The 24,680-nt window shown below is 34.7% G+C and carries 25 protein-coding genes and 1 riboswitch; of the genes, 3 read left to right on the top strand and 22 right to left on the bottom strand.

What is annotated here, in order from left to right; translation table 11 throughout:
• Nucleotides 1–9: 9 nt before the first annotated feature.
• Both hpt and BJL90_RS22385 read right to left on the bottom strand, forming a co-directional pair.
• Nucleotides 10–549 carry a hypoxanthine phosphoribosyltransferase gene (gene hpt / locus BJL90_RS10855; RefSeq protein WP_070967769.1) on the bottom strand — a complete coding sequence of 180 codons (540 nt, stop codon included), beginning with the start codon at nucleotides 547–549 and terminating at the stop codon, nucleotides 10–12.
• A 102-nt stretch (nucleotides 550–651) separates the two neighbouring features.
• Nucleotides 652–798: a hypothetical protein gene (locus tag BJL90_RS22385; RefSeq protein WP_169824209.1), complete on the bottom strand. Its 147-nt coding sequence runs from the start codon at nucleotides 796–798 to the stop codon at nucleotides 652–654.
• A 208-nt stretch (nucleotides 799–1,006) separates the two neighbouring features.
• Between BJL90_RS22385 and BJL90_RS10850 the strand changes: the two genes are divergently transcribed.
• The gene (locus BJL90_RS10850) at nucleotides 1,007–1,879 is read left to right on the top strand and encodes a DMT family transporter (protein ID WP_236904897.1); all 873 of its coding nucleotides are present in this window, start codon (nucleotides 1,007–1,009) and stop codon (nucleotides 1,877–1,879) included.
• Between the two features lie 175 nt (nucleotides 1,880–2,054).
• Here BJL90_RS10850 and BJL90_RS10845 read toward each other — a convergent pair whose 3' ends face one another.
• Both BJL90_RS10845 and BJL90_RS10840 read right to left on the bottom strand, forming a co-directional pair.
• Nucleotides 2,055–2,531, bottom strand: a complete 477-nt coding sequence (locus BJL90_RS10845; RefSeq protein WP_070967763.1) for a QueT transporter family protein — start codon at nucleotides 2,529–2,531, stop codon at nucleotides 2,055–2,057.
• 315 nt (nucleotides 2,532–2,846) lie between these two features.
• On the bottom strand, nucleotides 2,847–3,632 hold the full coding sequence (locus BJL90_RS10840) for an N-acetylmuramoyl-L-alanine amidase (RefSeq protein ID WP_070967760.1): 786 nt from the start codon (nucleotides 3,630–3,632) through the stop codon (nucleotides 2,847–2,849).
• A 199-nt stretch (nucleotides 3,633–3,831) separates the two neighbouring features.
• Here BJL90_RS10840 and BJL90_RS10835 point away from each other — a divergent pair, with 199 nt between their 5' ends.
• Nucleotides 3,832–4,683 carry a DegV family protein gene (locus BJL90_RS10835; RefSeq protein ID WP_070967757.1) on the top strand — a complete coding sequence of 284 codons (852 nt, stop codon included), beginning with the start codon at nucleotides 3,832–3,834 and terminating at the stop codon, nucleotides 4,681–4,683.
• Nucleotides 4,684–4,687: 4 nt separating this feature from the next.
• Here the strand turns inward: BJL90_RS10835 and BJL90_RS10830 are convergent, their stop codons facing one another.
• The 5 genes from BJL90_RS10830 to tnpA form a co-directional block, all read right to left on the bottom strand.
• On the bottom strand, nucleotides 4,688–5,620 hold the full coding sequence (locus BJL90_RS10830) for a DUF362 domain-containing protein (protein WP_070967754.1): 933 nt from the start codon (nucleotides 5,618–5,620) through the stop codon (nucleotides 4,688–4,690).
• 103 nt (nucleotides 5,621–5,723) lie between these two features.
• Complete coding sequence (locus BJL90_RS10825) at nucleotides 5,724–6,887, bottom strand: DUF362 domain-containing protein (protein WP_156778763.1); 1,164 nt, start codon at nucleotides 6,885–6,887, stop codon at nucleotides 5,724–5,726.
• Between the two features lie 6 nt (nucleotides 6,888–6,893).
• Nucleotides 6,894–7,730 (bottom strand): Cof-type HAD-IIB family hydrolase, encoded by an 837-nt coding sequence (locus BJL90_RS10820; protein WP_070967748.1) that lies wholly within the window; start codon nucleotides 7,728–7,730, stop codon nucleotides 6,894–6,896.
• A gap of 320 nt (nucleotides 7,731–8,050) precedes the next feature.
• The gene (locus tag BJL90_RS10815; RefSeq protein WP_070967746.1) at nucleotides 8,051–9,142 is read right to left on the bottom strand and encodes an RNA-guided endonuclease TnpB family protein; all 1,092 of its coding nucleotides are present in this window, start codon (nucleotides 9,140–9,142) and stop codon (nucleotides 8,051–8,053) included.
• Entirely contained in the window at nucleotides 9,139–9,540 is a 402-nt protein-coding gene (tnpA, locus tag BJL90_RS10810) for an IS200/IS605 family transposase (protein ID WP_070967743.1), read from the bottom strand. The genes BJL90_RS10815 and tnpA overlap by 4 nt, the downstream gene beginning before the upstream one ends.
• Nucleotides 9,541–9,792: 252 nt before the next feature.
• On the opposite strand from tnpA, the gene perR reads away from it, so the two are divergent.
• Complete coding sequence (gene perR / locus BJL90_RS10805; protein ID WP_070967740.1) at nucleotides 9,793–10,206, top strand: transcriptional regulator PerR; 414 nt, start codon at nucleotides 9,793–9,795, stop codon at nucleotides 10,204–10,206.
• Nucleotides 10,207–10,229: 23 nt separating this feature from the next.
• Here the strand turns inward: perR and cobD are convergent, their stop codons facing one another.
• The 13 genes from cobD to BJL90_RS10740 all read right to left on the bottom strand — a co-directional run bounded on the left by cobD (nucleotide 10,230) and on the right by BJL90_RS10740 (nucleotide 24,581).
• On the bottom strand, nucleotides 10,230–11,312 hold the full coding sequence (cobD, locus tag BJL90_RS10800) for a threonine-phosphate decarboxylase CobD (protein WP_070967737.1): 1,083 nt from the start codon (nucleotides 11,310–11,312) through the stop codon (nucleotides 10,230–10,232).
• Nucleotides 11,296–12,264 (bottom strand): adenosylcobinamide-phosphate synthase CbiB, encoded by a 969-nt coding sequence (cbiB, locus tag BJL90_RS10795; protein WP_070967728.1) that lies wholly within the window; start codon nucleotides 12,262–12,264, stop codon nucleotides 11,296–11,298. Before cbiB ends, cobD begins: the two co-directional genes overlap by 17 nt.
• Before the next feature lie 3 nt (nucleotides 12,265–12,267).
• Nucleotides 12,268–13,794: a cobyric acid synthase gene (locus tag BJL90_RS10790; RefSeq protein ID WP_070967725.1), complete on the bottom strand. Its 1,527-nt coding sequence runs from the start codon at nucleotides 13,792–13,794 to the stop codon at nucleotides 12,268–12,270.
• Between the two features lie 267 nt (nucleotides 13,795–14,061).
• On the bottom strand, nucleotides 14,062–14,661 hold the full coding sequence (locus tag BJL90_RS10785; RefSeq protein WP_070967722.1) for a histidine phosphatase family protein: 600 nt from the start codon (nucleotides 14,659–14,661) through the stop codon (nucleotides 14,062–14,064).
• Between the two features lie 150 nt (nucleotides 14,662–14,811).
• Nucleotides 14,812–15,549 (bottom strand): adenosylcobinamide-GDP ribazoletransferase, encoded by a 738-nt coding sequence (gene cobS / locus BJL90_RS10780; RefSeq protein ID WP_070967719.1) that lies wholly within the window; start codon nucleotides 15,547–15,549, stop codon nucleotides 14,812–14,814.
• Nucleotides 15,549–16,094, bottom strand: a complete 546-nt coding sequence (locus BJL90_RS10775) for a cob(I)yrinic acid a,c-diamide adenosyltransferase (RefSeq protein ID WP_070967716.1) — start codon at nucleotides 16,092–16,094, stop codon at nucleotides 15,549–15,551. Before BJL90_RS10775 ends, cobS begins: the two co-directional genes overlap by 1 nt.
• Nucleotides 16,095–16,106: 12 nt before the next feature.
• On the bottom strand, nucleotides 16,107–16,670 hold the full coding sequence (cobU, locus tag BJL90_RS10770; protein ID WP_070967713.1) for a bifunctional adenosylcobinamide kinase/adenosylcobinamide-phosphate guanylyltransferase: 564 nt from the start codon (nucleotides 16,668–16,670) through the stop codon (nucleotides 16,107–16,109).
• A gap of 96 nt (nucleotides 16,671–16,766) precedes the next feature.
• A riboswitch (cobalamin riboswitch) is annotated at nucleotides 16,767–16,945 on the bottom strand.
• 140 nt (nucleotides 16,946–17,085) lie between these two features.
• Nucleotides 17,086–18,174: a CAP domain-containing protein gene (locus tag BJL90_RS10765; RefSeq protein WP_070967710.1), complete on the bottom strand. Its 1,089-nt coding sequence runs from the start codon at nucleotides 18,172–18,174 to the stop codon at nucleotides 17,086–17,088.
• A gap of 108 nt (nucleotides 18,175–18,282) precedes the next feature.
• Nucleotides 18,283–19,584, bottom strand: a complete 1,302-nt coding sequence (locus BJL90_RS10760; protein WP_070967707.1) for an esterase/lipase family protein — start codon at nucleotides 19,582–19,584, stop codon at nucleotides 18,283–18,285.
• Between the two features lie 84 nt (nucleotides 19,585–19,668).
• Nucleotides 19,669–20,196 (bottom strand): methylated-DNA--[protein]-cysteine S-methyltransferase, encoded by a 528-nt coding sequence (locus BJL90_RS10755; RefSeq protein ID WP_205684236.1) that lies wholly within the window; start codon nucleotides 20,194–20,196, stop codon nucleotides 19,669–19,671.
• Entirely contained in the window at nucleotides 20,189–20,884 is a 696-nt protein-coding gene (locus BJL90_RS10750) for a DUF2225 domain-containing protein (protein ID WP_070967702.1), read from the bottom strand. The genes BJL90_RS10755 and BJL90_RS10750 overlap by 8 nt, the downstream gene beginning before the upstream one ends.
• A 110-nt stretch (nucleotides 20,885–20,994) precedes the next feature.
• Nucleotides 20,995–22,506, bottom strand: a complete 1,512-nt coding sequence (locus BJL90_RS10745; protein ID WP_070967700.1) for a VanW family protein — start codon at nucleotides 22,504–22,506, stop codon at nucleotides 20,995–20,997.
• A 131-nt stretch (nucleotides 22,507–22,637) separates the two neighbouring features.
• Nucleotides 22,638–24,581, bottom strand: coding sequence for a cell division protein FtsA (locus tag BJL90_RS10740; RefSeq protein ID WP_070967697.1), 1,944 nt, complete (start codon nucleotides 24,579–24,581; stop codon nucleotides 22,638–22,640).
• Between the last annotated feature and the right edge of the window lie 99 nt (nucleotides 24,582–24,680).

Raw genomic sequence — 24,680 nt, 5'->3', positions numbered from 1 at the left:
GAGGCGCTTTTAACGATCTTTTTCAGTTACAATAAATACATAAGGAATATTCCGATAGTAGTCTCCATAATTCAATCCATAACCTACAACAAATTTATCGGGAATGGTAAAGCCTACATAATCTGGTACTAATTCAACTTTTCTTCTTTCAGGCTTATCCAGCAATACACAACTCTTAATACTGGCGGGATTTTTCTTTTTCAAATGTTCCACAACATAATTCATCGTTAAAGCGGAATCCGTAATATCATCTACTACTAAGACATCATAACCAGTTAAGTCTTCTGTTATATCTGATACAATCTCTACAGAGCCGCTAGTTTCTAAATCATGACCATAACTAGAAGTAGTTATAAAGTTTATTTTAACTGGAATATTTATTTCCCTCACTAAGTCTGCTGTAAAAATAAAGCTCCCCTTCAATAGAGACACCACATATAATTTTTTATCTCTATAATCATTGGATAGCTGTTGTCCTAGCTCTTTTAACCTTTTTTTTATATCTTCCTCTGAGCAAAGGATTTCCCATACTTTCTTATCTATGTCCATTGACTACCCTCCATTGTTTTGCTGTAATAATATAATGTTATTCAATATTCTAATGGAAACAAACTCCCATGTCAAACTATTTATTCCCCTGTTAGGCTATAATTATTTATAACGGTTATTTTGTATCGTTAATAAAATCTCTTTAATTTCTTTTAATAAAACAATAACTTTATTGATTGAATATTGTATAGATATTAAAATGATCAATAAAATAGCCCCAGCCACAATATAGTTTCCGTAGTTTGGCATTTTATTTCCCTCCATTTAAAAACAATAAATAAACTTGTTTTTTATCTATTATATCATAACTTCTAACTTTATAATCTCATAATAATCCCATAAAGAAAAATTTGTAAAAGTAATGATTGCTATGTTATGCTTTCAAATATACAATAGAATTAATGAATCTTGGTAAATACCTTAAAAAAATATGATAAGAATAAGGTGAGAATACATGATGAATTTTTTGATAAGTAAGTGTACACAAAGAACAGCTGTTGTGTATTTACTGATTAGTGCTTTTCTGCTAAGCTTAGGTGGTGTATTTATCAAGTCAATACATTTGCATCCCTTTGCTCTTGCTGGCTTTAGAAGTAGTATTGCTGCTATCTTTGTTTGGCTGATGATTGAAAAACCTAAGTTCAATTGGTCCAAAGCGCAAATTTTAGGAGGATTAGCCTATGCGGGAATGATGCTTTTCTTTGTAACTGCCAACAAATGGACTACTGCTGCAAATGCTATATTATTACAGTATACTGCGCCTATCTACGTAGCTTTATTTAGTTTCATGTTTCTAAAAGAAAAAATTACACGTTTGGATTGGATAACAGTTTTTTTTGTTTTTAGTGGTATGGCCTTATTTTTTATTGATGATCTACAACCACAAAATGTTGTAGGAAATCTATTAGCGATTGCCAGTGGTATGAGTCTTGCTGCTATGGTGTTATTCCTAAGAAAACAGAAGGATGAATCTCCCTTTGAATCCTTACTTATAGGAAATATTTTTACTGCAATTGCTGGTCTTCCCTTTATGCTTCGTTCTACCCTGGTTATAAAAGATTTTAGTGGCATCCTATTTTTAGGCATTGTTCAGCTGGGTTTATCTTATCTATTATATGTAGCTGCTATTAAACAAGTCAGTGCTATGGAGGCTGTTCTTATCACGGTAATCGAACCCATCATGAATCCCCTTTGGGTTTTACTATTAATTGGTGAAAAACCAGACAAATGGGCTTTTATAGGTGGCACAGTTGTACTTTTGGCAGTTACTATAAGATGTGTTCTCATGACGATGAATATACAAAAAAACAAGTCAAACACCACACCGTAGCCAAATCCCTTCAGCAGATCGAAAGGTCTAGAAATTAGGCGTAGACGCTATTCCTCCTAATTCAAAACCCACTTATATAGAAGCCAGGAATCTTAGCATAGTAAAAAATTTCATAAAAATCTCTCTATAAAAAAACTACCGCCCTATTATTTGAGGAAGGTAGTTTTTTAGCTTATTAAAATACTTTTTCCTTATATTTTTCTAATATCTTTATCAAAGGATATCCTAACCCATAGCAGGCGATCAATTGACCTAGCCCAACCCATCCCATGATTGCCAACAAAGGCACTTCATCCGGTGTCCCTAGGAAAATATAGTATAGCATAGCACCTATTATTACTGCGTTTACCAAAATAGGTGGTAAAGGCACCAATAGCTTTTTAGGCATTTTGTAGGAAAGATATGCAGCAATTAAAGTGGCTAAGCTTCCAAGTACAATGTCCAGTAAACCATAAGGGCCAATAATATTAGATACAATTACACCCACCGTTAGTCCGGGTATAGCCGCTGGTGTAAAGAAAGGCAGCACTGTCAAGGCTTCTGCTACCCTAACCTGAATCATACCATAGGAAAAGGGCTTAAAAACTTCCACCAGCACTACATAGATGGCTGCAATCATAGCAGCTTGGGTTATAAACCTAGTTTTTTTCATTCACTTACCTCCAAATCCATAGTTTTGTTTATCCTTCGGTGTATTGCTAAGATTCCCACTTTAAGAAGTGAGAGATCAAGCACTACATCTTCGAAGTAAATTCGGCTACAATTCAGGGAGGGTAAAAACTCCCCCTGAATTAAGTCTCATTTTATGGTCAGGATGGTTACGAACTGACCTTAGTAATTCTTGTTATCCCACACTATAAGAAAAACATTGGTATGACAAGAATCGCAAATATAATTAAAACATAGAATAAGCTGCCTTGTCAATATATCATCACTGAAAAACAACTGGGTTATCCCAGTTGTTTTGCTACTTTTTATAACGAATTTTCACTATACTATTTACTTCATCCCAAGTTACTTCATAACCAAATTCCTCAAAAAACTTTATCGGTACATAGTTCCTGTTTTCATAAAATAATCCATTTACTTCTACAGTGTTATTATGCACTGTTAGTGCTATCTTTCTTTTTTCTGCTTGGACCTTTTCTGACGCTGGTAAATCTCCCATAGGATATGCCTCCTTCATTCCTTTTACTATAGCATCAGCTAATTTTTGTCTGAATTCTGGTGTCTTTAACAATGCTTCTTCCCTTGGATTAGAGTGAAAACCCATCTCTATAATTAATGCCGGCATATTGCTTCTTCTAATAACCGCATAGTAGTCTCTTCCATAGATAGGAGAGGAAGTATTGTCTACTAACCTTGTTTTAACGCCTCTATCTCTTAATCCCGTAGCTTCCACTAGACTTCTCTGAATAACTTCTGCCGCTCTTTTTGCTTCTTGATGATGTTGCTGATTTTGCCATTCATTATTTAAGGTGTAGAAGATTTCGATACCATCTGCACCTTCCGGCCCCGCATTCGTATGAAGACTTAGCAGCAAACTTCCCTGCCAGCTGTTAGCCATTTTTGTCCTATCATAAAGTGTCACTGTTTCATCCTTTTCTCTCGTCATTCTCACATCATAGCCTTCTTGAATTAATCCATCTCTAAGCCTAAGACCGATATCTAAAACCCCATCAGCCTCTATATAGCCCGTTGGTCCTCGATTGCCTCTATCATCACCACCATGACCAGGATCTAAAATAATCATTCTCCCATCCTACCAACCTCCTTCTCTTTTTCATTATATTCCTCTATTTCATTTAGTGATTCCTTTTATCAATTCTCATTACCTAGATAATATGCTATAATCTGATTAGAAAAAAATATATTCAAATATGGCTATTATTTTTATTTGCACTTCTTGTTATAATAATAGAATATATTCCACTTGTTTAGGAGGAAAAAAAATGCATCCTGTACAAATTATTACTGATAGTACAAGCGATCTTCCTATAGAACTTCTTAAAGAAAAAGAGATTGCTATTGTACCCTTATATGTTGTTTTTGGAGAAAAAGATACCTATAAAGACGGTGTGGAGATTTCAACAGAGGATTTATATAAAAAAGTTAATGAAACTGGCGATCTTCCTAAGACATCTGCTCCTACACCTGCAGACTTTCACAATATCTTTAAACCTTACATAGATAAAGGAAAAAGTATTATCTATATTGGTTTATCTTCTCAACTGTCTTCAACCATACAAAATGCCAAAATAGCTGCTTCAGAATTTCCCGAAGGGAAAATCGAGATTATAGACTCTCTGAATCTGTCAGCTGGCATAGGCTTATTGGTTTTAAAAGCTTCAGACTATGTTGAGGAAGGCTTAGATCATCAAGAAATTGCAGCTAAAATTAGAGAAATGGTTCCTAAGATGAGAACATATTTTGCTATTGATACACTACAGTATTTACAAAAAGGTGGTAGATGCTCCTCTATCCAAAGCTTTATTGGAAGTATGCTAAAAATTAGACCGATTCTTAAGGTAGTGGAAGGAAAAATTCTTCTTGATCAAAAAACAAGAGGAAAAAGAGAAAAAACTTTACATACCTTATTAAGTGAACTCTTAAAAGATAAAGATAAAGTGGATGTGAGTAGAATTGTTATTATTCATTCTCTTGCCTATGAGGATTTACTTTATTTTAAAAAAGAACTTCTAAAAGTCTTAGAAGTTCAAGAGATCATAACTTTAGAAGCTGGATGTGTTATCTCCAGCCACTGTGGACCAAAAACCATTGGTCTTATGTACAATATTAGATAATCCTTCACTGTGTGCCATGAATATTTTTTATGACATTATTTTGATCTAAAACAATTTCTTGACCATAGGCTGCTTTAGAAAATAGTTTCTCTGCTTCTTCTAAAGTAAGTCCCTTTATTGTCATTTTTTTAGGGTCCACTTCTCCTACGCCTTCTTTGTATAGTTTATAGATGTATTGGACAGCTTGAGGTAAAAAACCTAATAACCTAGCTCCTATAGCATCTGCTGCTAATGCATCTGTAGCTGCTATCATCAAACCTTCTGTATTTACTGCTTTGCCATTGGAAGGGCCTGTCCCTATCATGGTTTTATCTAAACTCACGATCGCTAAGTCTACAGGGATTTTTTTGGTGATGGCTGCAATAAATCCGTGTAAATCTTCGTGAATGCCTAGTTTCTTTTTAGGAAAACCATGGATTTCAGCAGGAGGCCACCCTAGTGCAATATTTTTTATAGAAGCACTTACTGTGGCTTCTTCATGTTGTTTTAATTGTGTAAAACTTATAAGTACATCTATTTCCTGTAATAGCTTATTCATTTTTGTGGTTTTAATAATATCATGTTCTAGTTCCAGTTCGATATAGGGACCATAATTCAAATCAACAAATTCTATATTTTCTTCTTGGATGATTTTATCGTAGCCTACTGCTTGAAAGACTTTTAATGTGTCATCTCCACCAGAACCAGTAGCTACAATAATACTTGCAGGATTCTTGGTTTTTATATACTGAATAAGTTTTTGCAAAGTTTGGGGTCCTACAACAGTAGCGGTATAAGGAGGTTTTGCCTTTACCCAATTAGGTGTAATCACCACCCGGTCTCCTTGTTTTATGATTTCATCTATTGGTAATAAATTTATGGCTTCTACTATAGATAATTGTTCCAATTGATTATGGGTTATACTGACAATAGGTTCATTAATTCTTCTATTTTTCATTTTTGCCTCCAACTAGTTTTTTATTATATTTGTTCCCACTAGTTGTTATCTTAATACATAGAACTAGCTTAGAAAAACGAAGCACGTGGAGAATTTACGTAATTTATAATTTCGCTAACAACTTCATAAGTAGTGGCCTTTGTATGTTTACCGCTTTAACAGGACATAATTCCTGACAGCAAAAACATCTTATACATTCATCTAACTTTACATTAGGTTTATTATTCATCATATCAATTACTTTAGGTGGACAATTTTCAGCACAATCTCTACATCCTACACATATATTATGCATAAAAACTGGCTTTGGCTGTAGGGCATGATTCAGTATATCTCTTAGAAATTTTGGTAACTTACCTTCTAACAGATCTAAACTCCTTATTTCAGGTACAACAAAATCTTTAAGAATAAAATTTTCGATGCTTTCACCCTTCAAATCTATATCTTCAAAGCTCCCTTTACATAGTCCTCTTTCGACAGATCTTTGAATCGTCGGTACCTTTGTAGGTGTTATTCCTATCATCGATGTTGCTACTACATCCAAATGATATGGACTGGTGGAGGCAAGGACAGCTCCTATCTCCCTAGGATTTCCTGCACTAGGTCCAGCCCCCTCCATGCCTATAATGCCGTCCATAAAAGATAGTATAGGGTTAGCCGCTAAGCATATATCTACTAGCGCATTGGAAAAATCATCGTTGTTAGGCATTCTTACATGATACTCCGCCTTTTCAAGTCCCGCAACCACACCAAACATATTTTTCACAGCCCCTGTAAACATCATCATGCCATGGGTTTTTAATTTTGAAACCGATATAACCTTATCCACTTTCTGCAAAACTTCGATAGCTGTTATCTTTTTCAAAATTAACCCTTTTTCATTTTGTATCTCCGATATATTGGTATTGTAATTTAATTTAGCGCCTACTTTAGTCGCTACTTCCTCAATACCACAGGCTTTATATACACCTTTAAGTAATGATGTGTTAAAAGGGCCCCCTGGACTATCTCCAATCACCACCTCTGCGCCATACGCTATTAATACTTGAGTCAATGCTTTTACAAATATTGGGTGGGTTGTGGTGGCATCCTCAGGCTTTTTTTTCATTAATAAATTTAGCTTTAATAGGACCTTATCGCCTTTATTGATAAAATTCTCTATGCCCCCCAAATGATAAAATGTTTTTTCTATTGCTTCTTTAAGAATTTTGTCATCATACCCACTACACCGAACAAGGGATACCACTTTCTTTTCCAAACAAACCACATCCTTCTAATAATCCATCTTCCCTAAAACAACATTGTAAATTCCCTTAGCTATACCACTTTCATCATTGCTGGCAGTGATATAATCTGCCTGTTGTTTTACATAAGTTTCTCCATTTCCCATAGCGACAAAAGTTTTAACATAATCTTTCATAGAAAGATCATTATAATTATCTCCGAAGGCTATAATTTCTTCTCTAGAAACATTTAAAATTCCTCCTAGTGCTTCAATTGCTTTTCCTTTCGATACCCCTTTGTTCATTACCTCTATATTATCATACCATGACTTGTTAATTTCTATCGTATTCATCTTACTAATGGCGTTTTTAACTTTTTCTAGTTTTTCAAGATCATCGTCCATGATGGATATCTTCAATACCTTTATATCTTTTCTCTTTAAATATGTAATTGCATCTTCAAGCTGTAGAATCTTTATCCGATCTTCTTCCTTTTGTTCTTTATTCCAATCTTGATATTTTAGTGCACTATGCTTCAAGGTCTCCACATAGAAGTTTTCTTCATCATAAAATTGAAAATAGATATTATTTTTCTTGCATAGATCAATTACTTTCAATACATCTTCTTTTTTGATAGGATTGCTATAAATAGCCTCTTCTTTTAAACTTTCTTTTATCAGTGCGCCATTGCAAGCAATAATTGGCGTGGAAATTCCTAAGAGCCTTGCATAGAACCCAGCAGAAGTATAAATTCTGCCGGTTGCAATGGCCACACTTATTCCCTGGTCCATAGCTTCTTTTAAAGCCTTTTTATTTTCTTGGGTTATTTGGTGCTTGCTGTTTAGCAAGGTTCCATCCATATCTAAAACAACTAGTTTATATTTCATTTCATTTTTAGCTCCTTATTTTTGGTTTTGATGCTCCTATACATACTTCAGTATCATTAGCACTAACTTTATCTATAACTTTTCCACCCTAATAAGCATATAAGGAAGTCAAAAAATCACAGAAAATATCCACACGAAAGCCTTTCTAGGTTGTGAATGACTTTTCAAAATAATTTTTAAAAAATATTTGATTTGAACTAATATCTGCACTTCTGTGACATACTCCCACCACTTGAAGAAGTGGGGGCTTCTCGTTCGAGTAGCCTAACGGCTACAGCATAAGTGAGCTATCCCCGTGTGCCCCACGGTTCTTTCATAATTTATGCTGATAAGATACGCATACCTTCGTTTCTAATGTTTATACTTGCGTTATAGTCTCTATCAAGACTTAAGCCACAGTGCTCACAATGATATGTACGGTCTGAAAGTGATAAGGCATCCTTTATTTGACCACATGCACTGCACATCTTTGAGCTTGGGAACCATTTATCAATCTTTACAAGTTGCTTCCCCTGCTCTTTAAGCTTGTAATCAAGCATAGACACAAATGTCCCAAACGAGTTATCCGAAACACTTTTACCAAAGTTTAGCGCTTGGGACATACCTTTCATGCTTAGGTCTTCAATACACACACCATCAAATGCATTGGTTATCTGCTTAGATGTCTTGTGTAAGAAATCCTTTCGCTGATTAGCTACTTTTTCATGAAATTTTGCAACTTTAAGTCGTTGCTTGTTTCTGTTATTACTGCCTTTTTCACATTTTGATAGTTTCCTTTGCTCTTTTTTCAGTTTTTCAAGTGATAACCTGTAGTAACGTGGATATTCTGCCGATATGCCATCTGATGTTATGAATAGCTCTTTCATAGAGTAATCCATTCCTACAAACTTTTCAGGTTTTGCAAGTTCTATATGCTTTTCATATTCATACAAAATGCTTGCAAAGTATTTCCCTGTCGGTGTTTTACTAATCGTTACTGATTTTAGTTTATAATCATCGGGCACCATTCTGTGTTGTTTGATTTTAACTGCTTTAAGCTTTGGAAGTGTAAGATAACCATCATCTAACTTTATGTTTCCATTTACACAATTGGTTGTATAGCTTCGATGATTGTTTTTTCTTGATTTGAATTTCGGAAATCCAATGGATTTATCACGAAAAAAATTTTTATAGGCTTTGTTTAGATTGAGCTGTGCATTAGCAAGTGCTAAACTGTCTACTTCTTTTAGCCACTCAAATTCCTTTTTGTACTGAGCAGGCGTGTTGTTCAAACTTTCACCTGTCTCATTATAGTGCGAAATCCGATCTGAAAGCATTTTATTATAGACAAAACGAACACAACCAAAGGTTTTGGATAATAATTCTTCTTGCTCTTTAGTTGGATATATTCTAAATTTGAATGCTTTATTCAATGCTTCTCACCTTGACTTTCGATATATTTCTTAATGACTTCAATTGGCGCACCACCTGTCGTCAACAAACAGTAGCTTCTCGACCAAAAATATTCTTTCCAGAGTTTCTTACGAACCCCTGGGTATTCTTTTTTTAGCAATCTTGAGCTTGCACTTTTATAGGTGTTTATGAACTTGGACAATTCGCTGTTTGGATGAGCTTTGAACAGTATATGAACATGATCTTCATCATGATTCCATTCCATTAGCGCTATATTGTATTTTGGTGCGATGTATTCGAATATTTCTTTTGCACGTTCCGATATTACATCGTCAAATGCTTTTCGCCTATATTTTATGACCAATACCAGATGATAATACATCAAGAATACTGAATGATTATTATTGTCTAACTTCATTGTTTTTACCACCTTTAGTTTTATACTACTGATTATAGTATATCACTCTTACAAGGCAAAAACAACCGAGAAGTCTCCCTCCTACGCTCTCACTGCGTGAGTAAGGAAAGCTAAGAGGAGGGAGACTTCTCGGTTTTTAGGTTAAAACTTAGAAAATACTAGGTTTTCGATTGACAAAATATTAACATTATTCTATAATGGAAACAAGATACTAAATAATAATTTGTATTTATTTTTAGGGGGAATTGGGTTATGGATACTTTAGTAAAGTTATTAAAAGATAATAACTGTAAAATCACGCCACAGCGTATTGCAATATACCAGGCTGTAAAAGACAGCGATGAACATCCTAATGCTGAGACCATTTATAAAAAGCTTGCTCCTACATACCCAACCATTAGTCTAGCCACTGTCTATAAATCATTAGAGCTATTTTCAGGTTTGGGACTAATTCAAGTGATTAACATAGGGGAAAATAGCTTTAGATATGATTCAAATACTGCAAGTCACCCCCATGTTGTGTGTACCAATTGTCAAAAAGTAGAAGACTTAGATAATGAATTCTTTAAGCATTTGTCCAAGAGGGTAGAAAGCTTAACCAATTATCAAATCATGAATCAACACCTTTGTTTTTATGGTATCTGTCCTTTCTGCACGCCTTCTTAAACACTTGAAAGTTCAAGTGTTTTTTATTTGTTCATTGCCTCCCTTAAGGCCTCGAGAAACTTATCATTATCCACTGAATTTTTTATAGCAATTCTGAAAAAACTTTTATCTAGGTTGCCAAAATTACTACAGTTTCTGATCAAAACATTTTTTTCTAACAACTTTTCCTGTAACTGCAAAACATCAAAGCCTGGTTTCAAAATTTTTATAAGAATAAAATTAACAGAGGGAGGAAAAATTTTTAATCCATCTATTTCTTTTAATTTTTCCACAAATCTTTCTTTTTCATTCTTCAACCATGTATGTGTTTTTTCAACATAACTATTTTCTGTTAATAGCACTTTTCCAAAATATCCTGCAAATGTATTCAAACTCCAGGGAATTGTCCTTTTGGAAATCTTTTCCTTTAAATTTTTGTTGCTGCATAAGCCAAACCCCAATCGTAATCCTGGAATTCCATAAAATTTTGTAAAGGCTCTAACAATTACTAGGTTATCATATTCTTTATAATACTGCAGCATGCTATATTGTTGCTCTTCATCTACAAAGTCCATAAAAGCCTCATCCATCATTAAGCAGATATTTTTTTCTACAGCTTTTTCTAATATCATTCTTATTTCTTCTGCTTTTAACAAGCTACTGGTGGGATTATTGGGATTACATAATACCATCAAATCTATCGACTCATCCATGACTTTCAATAGCTCTTCAACATTGACAGCAAAGTTTTCTTCTTCTTTTAATAGATGTTCTATAATAACACTTCCAGAAACCTTTAGTGCTCTTTCATATTCGCTAAAAGTAGGGGCCAAGATCATGGTTTTTTTAGGGTTTAGCGCGTTAATGGTATCAAAAATAATTTGGGCAGCACCATTCCCCACAAAAATATCCTTCTTATCAATGCAGTAATACTGTGAAATAGCTGTTTTTAATTCCTCATAATGAATATCAGGGTAATGCTGAAGATCCTCTATACTATGAAGAATCATTGCTTTCAAAGATCCCGGAAGCCCTAAAGGATTGATATTGGCACTATAATCTAAAAGATCGTCTTTATGAATATTGCAATTTCTCTGTATTTCAAATATATTACCACCATGGGCCATAGGACCACCCCCCCACTATTAGTTTTAGTATTGTAAAAAATAGGATTGCTACCGCAGAGGTCCAATACATCAAGTCAATGGTTTTAATGATATGGCTTTTATTTAATATATCTACGGCATTGCCTATTGTAGGCTTGTAAACCTCTTTACCAAAATATTTATTGGTTCCTCCAAGCTGTATTTCTAGAGCTCCTGCTACCGCCGCTTCAGGATAGCCTGCATTTGGACTATTGTGTTTATCGCTATCCTTTAAAACTGTCTTTATGGATTGGCTATAGTTTTTTCCCTTTAGAAGAGAAGCAATGATGATAAAGAGTGCCGTCAATCTTGCTGGAATATAGTTCACAACATCATCAAATCTTGCAGAAAATCTACCAAAATATAAATACTTATCATTTTTATAGCCCACCATAGAATCCAAAGTATTAGCAGCTTTATAAGCCATCGCTAAAGGAACCCCCCCTATAAAAAAATAAAACATAGGTGCAATGATGCCATCAGAAATATTTTCACCAATGGTCTCAATCGTAGCTCTTGTAATTTCTTTTTCATCCAAATCTTCCGTATCCCTACCAACAATATAAGATAAAGCTACACGAGCATCTTCTATGCTTCCACCTTCTAATTTTTTATACACCTTTCTCGTCTCAACATCTAAACTTTTGGTAGCCAATACAGTATATCCTAATAAGACCGATACAATAATACCAACATAAGCATGTAAAGAATAAGCGAATGTGATGATTACTAAGGTGAGGATATAGGTAGTTGCGATAACAATAATACTAAGGAACATACCCATGATGAATTGATGTTGGGTACTCTTTTTTAAGTTCAATAGTTTTTTTTCTAAGTAAGCAATAAGATTACCAATATAACGGACAGGATGAGGAAACCCTTGAGGGTCTCCTAGTATTAAATCCAATATGTATGCACTTAATAGGAGTTTCACCCTTTATCCCTCCATGATCTTATAAATTTTTTCTAAGTCTATACTTTGTTTTACTAATTCCGCTAATTTGTCATACTCCTGCTCTTTAAAGTCTTGGAAGGTTTTTTCTTCATTCATTGCAGATGTAAAACCTTTCTTCTCTAATAGATTTGCAATCATTTTCTGGGTAAAGCTCACTTCATCAAAAATACCATGAATATATGTACCGAACACTTTTCCATCTTTGCTTACAGCACCATCTGGATAAGAAACCTCTTGACCTAACTTTTTTGTTATCTGTAACAGATGTCTTACATTTTCCTCTAACTTTGTTCTTCCCATGTGTATTTCATAGCCTTTGATGACAGTGGATTTGCAGTTATACAGAATATCATCGTCTTCGAAAGCGATTTCTCCTTCAATTTGGGTAGTTACTTTTTCACCTTCAAAAGTGGTTTCTACCTCCAATAATCCCAAGCCCTTTATTTCCTTAAGATTACTTTCAACACCATGGGGATCTACTATTTTCTCTCCTAAAATTTGATATCCACCGCATACACCTATGATGTAGCTTCCTTCTTTATGGGCTTTTAAAATTTCTTTTTCTAAACCACTTTCTCTTAAATATTTTAAATCAGCAATCGTATTCTTTGAACCAGGTATGATAAGTATATCTGGATTGCCTACAGTTTCGCCCCTTGTTACATAACGTAAGTTAACATCTGGTAAAATCTCAAAAACATGAAAGTCTGTAAAGTTTGAGATATGAGGAAGTTGAATAACTTCTATCATCACTTTGCCTTCTTTGTTGATATCCTTCTTAAAACGTTCGGTTACGCTATCCTCATCTTCTATATTCAAATCTCCATAAGGTATGACCCCCAATACAGGTACCCCTGTAAGTTCCTCGAGCATTTTTAGACCAGGTTCTAAAATTTTTGTATCTCCTCTGAATTTGTTAATAAATATACCCTTTACACGTTTTCGTTCTTCTTCTGTCAATAGCATAATGGTTCCATAAAGAGATGCAAATACACCACCCCTATCGATATCTCCGATAAGAATTACAGGGCAATCAGCAATTTCTGCCATACCCATATTGACAATATCTTTGTCCCGTAAATTAATCTCAGCTGGACTACCTGCTCCTTCAATCACAACAATGTCATTAGCTGTAATAAGCTCCTGATATACCTCTTGAATCATATCTCTTAATTCTGGTTTAAACTCATGATACTCTACAGCCGTCATATTTTTAAATACTTTTCCCTTAATAATTACTTGAGCATGTCGATCTCCTGTGGGTTTTAGCAATATAGGATTCATAGATGCTGATGGCTTAATACCTGCTGCTTCTGCTTGAAACACCTGCGCTCTTCCCATCTCTAAGCCTTCCTCTGTAATAAAGGAATTTAAAGCCATGTTCTGCGACTTAAAGGGAGCTACCCGATATCCCTCTTGATGAAAAATTCTACATAAGGCGGCTGTTAATAAACTTTTTCCTACTGAAGATGCTGTTCCTTGTAGCATAATACTTTTTCCTGTTTTCATCCTTTTCACCTCTTAAGTTTTTTAAATTCTGTTCTCCTATTAACCACTTCTATCATCCCGTTTACTATACTTTTATCCTTCGACGTATTGCTAAGGCACCCATTTCTACAAGTGAGAAATCAAGCACTACATCCTCGAAGGAAATTCCACTACAACTCATGGGAGGAAAAACTCCCTCTAGATAAACAAACTAAGTGACTGCCACAAAAGTTAAGGTGCAAACTTTTGACCATCTCCTTATGAATTAAGTCTCATTTTATCTCCTTGTTATTTAAAATGACAAGTATCATTTAAAGAGGTCAACACACAAAAATCTCCATGCTTTTCAATCTTATTGATGCTACAGTGACCTACTTTAAAATTCCAGTGATACTTTATATCACCTGTAATCAAATGACTGATAGCACTACGAATTACACCTGAATGCGCTACCAAGAGGATTTTCTTATTTCTATCCTTATCTAAAATTTCATCAACAGCAGCTGCCACCCTATGGTGCATTTCCTCCAAACTTTCTCCACAAGGAAACTTCACCTTGATATAATCCTTTTCTAAACCCTCATACACCTTAGGATGTCTTTCTTTGATTTCCTCTATGGTTAGTCCTTCAGCCTTACCAAAGTTTAACTCCCTTAGAGCCTCCAAATGATACACAGGACACTCCTTCTTGGTGTAAGAAGCTGTCTCTACTGCCCGTTTTAAACCGCTGGTATAGATAACATCGATCCTTATGTTTTTGAAGACATCTATTAATTTCTGAGCCTGTAGTTTTCCCTCTTCATTTAGGGGCGCGTCTGTCCAACCGCAAAACCTGCTATTACGATTTTCTTCTGTTTCTCCATGCCTTACTAAGTATAATTCCGTCATAGGCTTCACCTCTACACTTAATATGCTATATAGGTACACACTTTTAAATTTGAATTTTAATATACACGTTCTATGTTTCGCCTTAGCTAAAAAACGTAGCCGAAGACTGCAAATATAAACCTTAGTATATTAAAATTCCTAGACACATATCTATAGTTTTATATTTGTTAATACCAATAGATAAAGTATATACAGGATTTCTGTTAATTCACACAGGGCTCCTGAAGTATCCCCCGTCATGCCGCCAATAATCTGCTTACTATATTTTTTAAACAAATAAGAAAACAACCATAAAATAGGGATAAAGAATAAAGCGTTTTTATCTAATAATGCACACAACACCGTTAGCAACGTAGCTACAGCAATCTCTTGCTTTGTGATTTTATCGATAAATATATTGCCTAAACCCTCTTTACGAGCATAGCTTATATTATAAGAGCCATACACAATGGCTAGTCTCCCCATAACAGGCATCAAAATCAGTGCTGTTAAGCCCCTTGACGGTAAAACTTCGGCTAAACCAAATATTTTGATTAGTAGACCAAATACAATTACAATAACACCATTGGTACCTAATCGACTATCCTTCATAATTTCTAAAATTCTTTCCCGTGGACGACTGCTATAAAATCCATCAAAGGTATCTCCTAGTCCATCTAGGTGCAGGCCTCCTGTCAGTGCAACGTATAGAGCGATCACTAATATGCTTGCCACAGTGGCGTTTAAGCCATATGAAAGTCCTTTATAAGCAACGGCTAAAATTCCTCCTAACACCAAACCTACCAGTGGAAAATAGATAATTCCCTTTTTAAAATCCTCATCATAGGATAGATCTTTGGCAATCGTTATTCTAGTTAAAAACTGTAAAATCAGTATAAATCTTTGCATTAGCTTTCGATTCCCTTCCTAGCACCGATTCCTTTTTCAAAAGGGTGCTTCATCATCGTCATTTCAGTCACATAATCTGCTAAGTCTATTAAAGGTTCAGGTGCTTTTCTTCCTGTCAAAATCATTTCAATATAGTGGGGTTTACTTAGGAGAATTTCTCGTACCTCCTCTAAATCTATAACATTGTTATAGATCACCGCCATAATCTCATCCATAATAATTAAATTGTAGCTTTCTGCCTTTAGGCATCTCTTAATCATTTCTAAACCCTGCAACACGCTTTTTTTTACTTCTACTTTTTCCTCTTCCGTTAAGCGGAAGTAGAACTTATTCGTAGCAGCAAACCGTATTAATTCAAAGTTAGGCGATAACTTTTTAATACTATGCAGCTCTCCCGTATCATCTCCCTTTAGAAACTGCACCATCAATACCTTAAAACCTCCTCCGGCTGTTCTAACCCCTTGACCTATAGCAGCCGTTGTTTTGCCTTTCCCATTTCCTGTGTAAATATGTATTAATCCTTTTTCAAGCCTTTTCTCTACCATCTCTCTCACCTTCTATTTTATCTTATTTGCTATGCCACAGGTTACAAAATACACATTGCTCACTTCTTTTCCTATATACTGATTTACCCTTCCTGCTATATCTCTAAAGATTCTAGCGATCTTGTTCTCTGGTACAATGCCTAGTCCTATTTCATTGGTAATAAAAACCACCGGCACATGAAAATTTTTTAAAGTCAAAGTGAGATTCTTTATTTCTTCAAGAATATTTTTTTCTGCCCTATTCACTTCATCCATTGAAACGATATCCCAGTCAATAGGCTCTTCAAACATAAGATTAGTGACCATAATAGTGATACAGTCTAAAAAAATCCCAGCTATCTTACCTTTGTAGCTCTGAACTTCTTCAGCTAGATTTTTATATCCTTCCAATGTAACCCAATTTTTTGGACGGCTTTCTCTATGCTTTTTTATCCGGTCCTTCATTTCATCGTCAAAAGCTTGAGCTGTAGCAATATACAATATTTGTCCATCTATGTCCTTAAGAATAGATTCTCCAAAACTACTTTTGCCGCTCCTTGCTCCACCAGTTACTAAAGTTAGTAGATTTTTCTCCATGTAGCCACCTCTTTAATAGAATAAATAAAAGCCCTTACCATCGTATAAGGGCTAAAAATCAAAATTTTATTGATTTAACGCACCCCTCCCACCGAAGGTTTGTTACAAAATTTGGCAGGTCTCCTGACTCGTGATTCCTTTTACTCACAGTACCTTCCCAGAACAATCCAGTGGTATTTACTGTTTTCATCCTCACTTACAGTAGCGGGGGCTGTAGTGGACTTTCACCACTTTCCCTATTAAGCTTACAAAGCACCAAGCATAGGCTTTAGAAATATTTTGTTAATTTTATGATAACAAAATATGATTAAAGTCGCAACTTGTTTTTGGTATCTTGTTAAACTTTAAACATATAATATATAAAATAAGACTTAATTCAGAGAGAGTAAAAACTCCCCCTGAATTAGGTCTCATTTTATCTAGGTGTATAAAACTCCTGTGTATAATAAATATGATATTCTCCTCCAAAATAAACCCCCACCCCTAACTTTTCAAAATCTCCTAAGATATTTTCTCTATGTCCTAGGGAATTCATCCAATTTTCATGGGCGAAAATAGCAGAGGTTTGTCCAGCAGCAATATTTTCTCCTGATTTTCTCCAAGAAACACCTTCTCTTTCTATCCGATCAGAAGGCCCGCTGCCATGAGGACTTTCATGAGCAAAATAATTGTTCACAGCCATATCCTTACTATGCTTTCTTGCAGCCATAGCAGCCTTTTCTTCCCACTGAAGGAGGGACAAACCAAACCTTGCCCTAGCAGCGTTAGCAAGGTCAAAAACCTGTCTTTCAAAGACTTCCCTTAGTTCTTCATTAACCTCTCCATAAAGTCCTTGTAAACTCTCTTCTGTAGACTTTTCTATTAATTGTATAGCGGTTACTTTATCCTCATGATGCCTATCATAAAAAATAGTTGCATAATAATCGTTTATTAAATAAGTGTGGCTTTCTTCTTGGTCAGTTAAATAGTAAATCACATTGCCTTTTTTGATATACGCTAAAGGCTCCCCTAAGAGAGTTTCCACACTTTTTCTATCTGTTCCTATTTGAAGATTTTCGTTAGACTGCCACAGAGAAGAATTTGTATACAGCCCCACTACCTTTCCCTGCTGAATTCCTACTTGAACATACTTTGTATAATCTTCATTATATATGTACCATTGAAAACCATACTGGCTAACATCTTGTCTTGCCGGCTGTCCTAGTATTTCTATTACTGTTTCAACTGAATCACCAATTTTTATATCTAAAAGTGTAAATGTCTTCTCTTCAAAGGCTTCTAAAGTCTTATCCTTCTTCCACCTGTCTTCATTAAAGGAATGAATCAAGCTTTCAACCCTTTCACTTATTCCCTTTTCTGCATTTTCTAGTTTAAAGACTAAACCACTATGGTCCCAATGAAGCTTAGAAGCCTCACTATAAAATTGTGACACCTTGAGCTTTATCCCGATAAATATTAACCACAGGATAAAGAGCAAAACGATCATTTTTTTTACGGCTTTCATTTTCAAAGCCTCCTTTGCGTTTTTCTCCTTAACATCATAGAGGTTGCTTTGTTATAGGATATTATGTTAAGTTTTCTCCTATGTTGGAAGGTTGTTTTCAGAATTGCTTTAATCGATTTGGAAGTTGAATTGGTAATCTCGTTGATGCGCTTTTATTTCTTTTTCGTTTTCTATTTCTTTCAAACCTTCTCCCATTACCATGATATGCATATCTTTTGCCTCATAATTATCTACCTGTATTTGGTACATTCCTTTAGGTACATCCTTTAATATAATCCACTGATAGTTTTCTGGATATTTTTCATAAATATGCACATAGGGGGTAGATACATTACCTTCTTGAAGACACATAATCATCTTTTCTTCTTTTTTTACGATTACATTTAACTTTCCTGTAAACAAAATATGTAATGTAGTTTCTTTTACTGTCCTAACCCTTCTAGGCAAATCAATACTTTGATTTGTGTAGATTTTATTTATATAAGGATAGGCGCTTGCTACAATATTACGATGGCTGGCTTCTAAATAACAATGTTCATATTCCTCTAGCTCTACACTTTTCACTGCTACTGTACCATCACCATCCAGTGTCTCTACTACATCTAAAATACTTTCTTCATATTCTCTCAACTTCTTCCTGTCAATCATTAAATATTCAGCAGTAGAATAATTATATCCAGCAATCCAATAAGTTTTTCTTACTCTATGAGATAATAGATATAGATCTGCATTCAACTGATCTAATAAATCATTCCTATATTTCATATAATATCTAGGTACTGTCTTCCATTCTCCGTTTCCCTCTTCATAGCATAAAATTTCTCCATAATCTAGGGAAGGTATCAACTCTTCAATCGCCGGAAAAGTTCTATGAATTGTTTCGAGATTTTCTAAGCCTAAAGAAACATTCATTAACCTTAATATCATCCATATATAACCTTTTGTAAGAAAATTATAAAAATGACTTTTCTTTTTATTAGGTATTAGGTTACCAGTAGACCATAAGTAATAGGCCTCTATAGCACCTCTGTTGGGGGTAGCTATCATAATTAACTTATCTACATCATACTGAAAACTCCTGTTTTGTATATAGGTTCTTGCAACAATTCCTCCCATGCTATGGCAGATAAAATCTATCTTTTTATTAGGATGTTTCTCTTTTACTTGTTTTAACAAAGGTTTTAAGTATACTTCTACTGTTTTCGTGTTCTTTTGTCGCCAATCGTAGTAACAAACAAACAAGTTTTCATTGATATGATAGTTCAGTTCTTCTAATTGTTTTATAAAGGGATCATAAACCCAGCGTGCTACCCCAAAGCTCCAATCACCTGTTCCAGCAATGATATCATTTCCCATGCAACCCATAAGTCCTGGAATAAAAATAATAGGATTATTAGATGAATCTTGCAATATTATCTCCTCCTACCTTTCATAGAATACAGCTTTAATATAAATTTATGCATTGTTGTAGGAGAAAAACACAAAAATAATTATTTACTTTCTTATCACTTTTTCTTCTATGACCTGAAAACCTTCTAAAGTCAATAATTTTTCCTTTATATCCAATCCCCCATCGTAACCCACCAGTTTTTTATTGGAGCCAATCACCCTATGGCATGGTACCATAATAGCAATTTTATTTTTTTTATTTGCCATCCCTACAGCTCTTACAGCCTTGGGGTTTCCAATTTTTATCGCTATATCCTGATAAGTAACTACTTTGCCATAAGGGATACGAAGAAGCTCCCTCCATACTTGTTTTTGAAAATTTGTTCCTACTAAATCTAAAGAAACGGTGAAAACCTCTCTCTCTCCTTGAAAGTATTCTTCTAATTGTTGTAGTGGTAACTGATTAGCATCTTCATCATAAATAATAGAAAAACTAGAGAAGTCCTTTTTAAGGCTTTTTAAAAAGTCCTCTTCTAATTCTTCAAAGGCGATAGCCAGCACGCCTTTTTCACTAGATGCTATGTAGAGAGAGTAATCTAAAATTTTTCTATTACAATAATAAAGATTATCCATTGGCATTCCCTTCTTTCTCTACTTGATATGCTTCTCTTGCTATACGCCACTGCTCCCTAGCTATTAATTGAATTTGTCGCTTTGTCTTTATATCAGGATGTTCTAGTGTCTTAGCATACCATTGAATAGCTTCTTGAGGATTTCCTAGCTTTCTATATAATTCTCCGATCAAATAGAGTGCCGATATTTCATCTAACCCTCCTATAGGAAGAGATTCCTGTTGATAAGACACCTCTAAAGATTTTAAAGCGTGTTGTAGGAACTGTATTTCCCGTTCATCACCACACCCACGATAAAGCCATGCCAATCTTAAGCATAGGGTTCCTATATATCCTTTAGGCTTTTTTAACAGCTGCGCAACAAAAATTGCTAGCTTATAGGTTCCTTCTGCTTCTTCTATCGTTCTTACACCTCCATAATCCCTGTACTTCCATTTTTTCATAATATTATCCTGTAATATGGTTCTTTGCTCTTTGCTTAATTCTGTAAATTCACTTTCAGTAGCACTAAATCCGCAGTTAGGGCAGATCCATATATGATAATGAATAGGATTAATATCCTTATATTGTACATAGAAATCTGTATCTCTCGCCAAGATTTTTAATGCTCTCGTCCTTACTTTTTTTGTAGTAAATGGTCTTCTGCAGCATGGACAGCTGGCGTTTTTGTCATAAAGTAAATGTTCCATTATTCCCCTCCACTATGTAGTTACTTCTTCAATTATTATAACATATGGATGTACATCTATGGATTTTAAATGCTAAAACCCCATCAAGAGATAGGGTTTTTAACAATTTATTAAATTGGTTGATTATCATCTATCGTAATGACATCCTCTTGCACAGGCGGTATTTCTTGTTTAGGTGGTGTCTCCTGTTTAGGAGGGTTTTCCTGTTTAGGTGGTGTCTCTTGTTTCGATGATTTTTCTTGTGAAACTTTTTCTGTTTCAGATTTAGGCTTTGTTCCTTCGATAATAACCCCATTGACTGGTGTATAGTAATCCCTAGAAATCACTTCTCTTTTTATTTCTTTTCCATTTTGAGAATATACTTTATAAGTAGTTACTCTATAACCTTTTTTAGACTCTCTCTCAACTTTTTTCTCTCCAAGATACATATTGGTATCTTGCTTAATCTCTGTTTTTGGCTCTATTTTTTCTGTCACTTCTGAAGCTAAAGTAATGACCATATTTTCTTCTTTTTTTCCATAGATTTTTACAAATACTTTACTTCCCGTTATCGCACTTTCTATATAAATGGGATTTTCCATATTATTAGCAAACTTAAAGTCTATATGGTTATAGGATACTGTTGCATCCTGACCCAGTGGCACATAGGCAACCGGTAAACTATGATTTCTTCTATTGGTTACTTGCAAATTCGCCCGTACTACAGCATTATATAAAGTTGTAGATACCTGACAAATGCCTCCGCCAACACCTGGCACCAATTGTCCGTTTACGATGACAGGAGCTTCTTGATATCCTTCTGATACACCTCTCGGTCCAGTTTTTTGGTTGAAAGAAAATTCCTCTGTTGGCATCAACAACGTTCCATTAATACTAGTGGAAGCTATAGAAATATTTTCACTTCTTCCCTGCTGCTGACGATTAAAGGTGGTACTGAATTCTCCTATTACTTCTCGTATATTCTTCAGTTTTTCTTCAACAATCCTTGGTGTAACGTATTCTGTAGGAATAACAATAGTTTCTTGGTTAAGGCTTTCAATACCCTCCATAATTTTTTCTTTTAATGCTTCTCTATCTACTTTTATACCGATTACTTCTTTTGTCGTATGGAATGCCCCATTCTGACGTTTAATGGTGGCATCCTTTACTTCTTGGTTTATGTGACCTTCGACAGTTAAGAGAACATCTTCTAAACCTTCTACATCATAAGTAAATTTTAAAGGTATGATCACTGGCTGTTGTCTTAAATAATAAATTTCCTTTATTCTTTTAAATAAATTGCCTTCTCTGCCTAACCCATAGGCTTCCTCCAGTGCTTCTTCATATAGATAGGTATAACCTAAATCCCTATAGGCCAACTGTCGGCTATAGTTTTCATAGACTAAATCTACTTTAAAATCCTCTAGCTGCTTTTCATACATATTTTGTATTTTTCTCTGTGCTTCTTGTTTTGTTAAATTGCTTACATCAACACTTTCGATAAGTACTTGAGGATAAATCGTATTTTTATTTAAGATAAAAAAAGCTAAGGTGAACAGCGCTATGAAGCTTGTCACAAACAACATCCCTATTACCCATAATATGATTTTTTTCTTTTTAGATTGTACAACAGCTGGCTCCATAATATCACTCCCTGATGCAATTATACTTTACTAATTGATAACGCACAATATGATTTTATAAATTTTAGTAAATCTTTAAAAATGTGAAATATATTTTAATCTTATTAGGAGGAAAGTTTAAATATTCACTATTATTGTAGGTTCTCCCAATAGATTGAAATATTATCTCCCTCTTGTAGTGGGTCTGTATAATTAGCATCTTTTCCATTATGCTTTAGTATTAGTTTTCCTTGCACCACGCTTCGATCGAAGTCAATATAGTTGAATATATCTACAAAAATTAAATCCTTTTGCGTTGCAGGAATCCTCAAAGGCTCACCATTATATATAATCTCCATGTCCTTCTTCTCTTGATTGTTTTTCTTTCTGTCTATGATCACCTGCTTTTCATTATCTATTTCACTATATTCCTCCACTTTTTTGCCTTCTATATAGATATCATGTTCTGCAAAATCAATAGCCATAAAGTTACATAGATCCCTTATATTCTTTATTACATGATAAACTAACTGATCTCCTTCTTCTAGATAATATTCTGGTGAAGATGGTTTACCGTTAACTTTCACCTCTTGATATCGATAAACCGTTTCAGAATTAACAAGGAAATTTTCTTGAAGATTTATGAGCTCCTTCAACTGGCTAGAGGCTTTTCTTCCCTCAGTAGCAGGATGAATAACAATCTCGTCACGATCCTCTATATTTGTATCTAAGTGAGCCTGACGATTGTTTACTAAAATTTTTGCTGGTTCCCCGTACTCTCCAAATATGATTTTTTCTTGATTATTCACTAAAATTTTCATGTTTCCACCTTTTTGGGGTATAAGGCCTCTTGGATTAAAATTCACCACCGCCAATGCATCACTTACTTTTAAATTATCTGTTTTAAACAATCTAATTTTTTTGCTATTTATTTTCACCTCTATAAAATCTGTCGACTTACTTTTTATTGCCTTTGCTAATATTCCTATAGGGGTAATACCTTCAGGTCCAGTAATGCTGACAGTATCCCACTGTAAATTCTGTATCATATCTATCCCTCTAACAACCACTCTTTCCTGAGGCATCTCTAAATATTCAGCAATCAATTTACTTAAACCAGGTAATTGGCTACCTCCTCCTATTAAGAATATAACACTAGGTGATTTCCCATTTTGTAAAAGTATATTGTCTGCAATCTCCTTGGCTACCAATTTAATCGCCGGTTGAATCCTTCCTAATATTTCCTCTGTACTAACTTCATAAGAAATACCAACAATATCAGTAAATCTCTGTATTTCTTCTTTACAAAGGTTGCATTTTAGGTTTTCAGCAGTATCAAAGTCCAATAAAAAGGTCTTTACGATTTCTTCTGTGATTTCATCCCCAGCAGTAGAAGTCATACCATAGGCAGTTACTGTACCATCCTTTGTAATAGCTATATCTGAAGTGCCAGCGCCAATATCTACTAGTGCAATGTTTAGTAAACGTAGATTTTGTGGAACCGCTACTTCAATCGCAGCAATTGGTTCCAAGGTAAGGTAAGCCACCTCTAATCCCACCCTGTTCATAACGGTATGTAAACTGTCTACAACAATTCTTGGTAGAAAGGTGGCTAATAGATCTACTTTAAGTTTTTTTCCTCTATGTCCTACTGGATTGGTGATGATTCCATCGTTTAAATAATAATTTATGGTGGTATGTCCCACGCAAAAATAGTTTACTAATTCCTTAGTTTGTTCTTCTAACCCCTTCTGTGCTTTCTGTATACCTTCTATCTCAATACTATTTATGAAATGTCTATCAATTTCTTTATATTCGTCTAACTCCTTTTCTACTGTAGTTTGAAAGGTTTTCAATGCCCTACCAGCAGCTGCTACAGAAACTTCTTTTAAAGAAAAGCCTGCTTCCTCCTCCAGTTTTTCCTTTACTCTTTGCACCACTTCTGTTACACCCTCAATATCATGGATTTGACCATCATACATCACTCTTTTTTTATGAAACTCAATAACGCCATGGTGTATGATGATCTTCTCCTCTTGCAATGTCCCCAAAAGCCCCACGATACTTCTTGTACCAATATCTAGAACAAATACCATAGTACGACATCCTTTCTACCTATCCTTATCTTTATATAATGATTTATTCTCTCTCCGAGGTCAATTTTCCTCTTATAAAAAAGAAAGATGTCGAAATTT

It is taken from the genome of Clostridium formicaceticum, assembly GCF_001854185.1.
GTDB lineage: Bacteria > Bacillota > Clostridia > Peptostreptococcales > Natronincolaceae > Andreesenella > Andreesenella formicacetica.
Note: the sequence above shows the minus strand (reverse complement) of the source record. Positions and strands in the feature narration are given on the sequence as shown.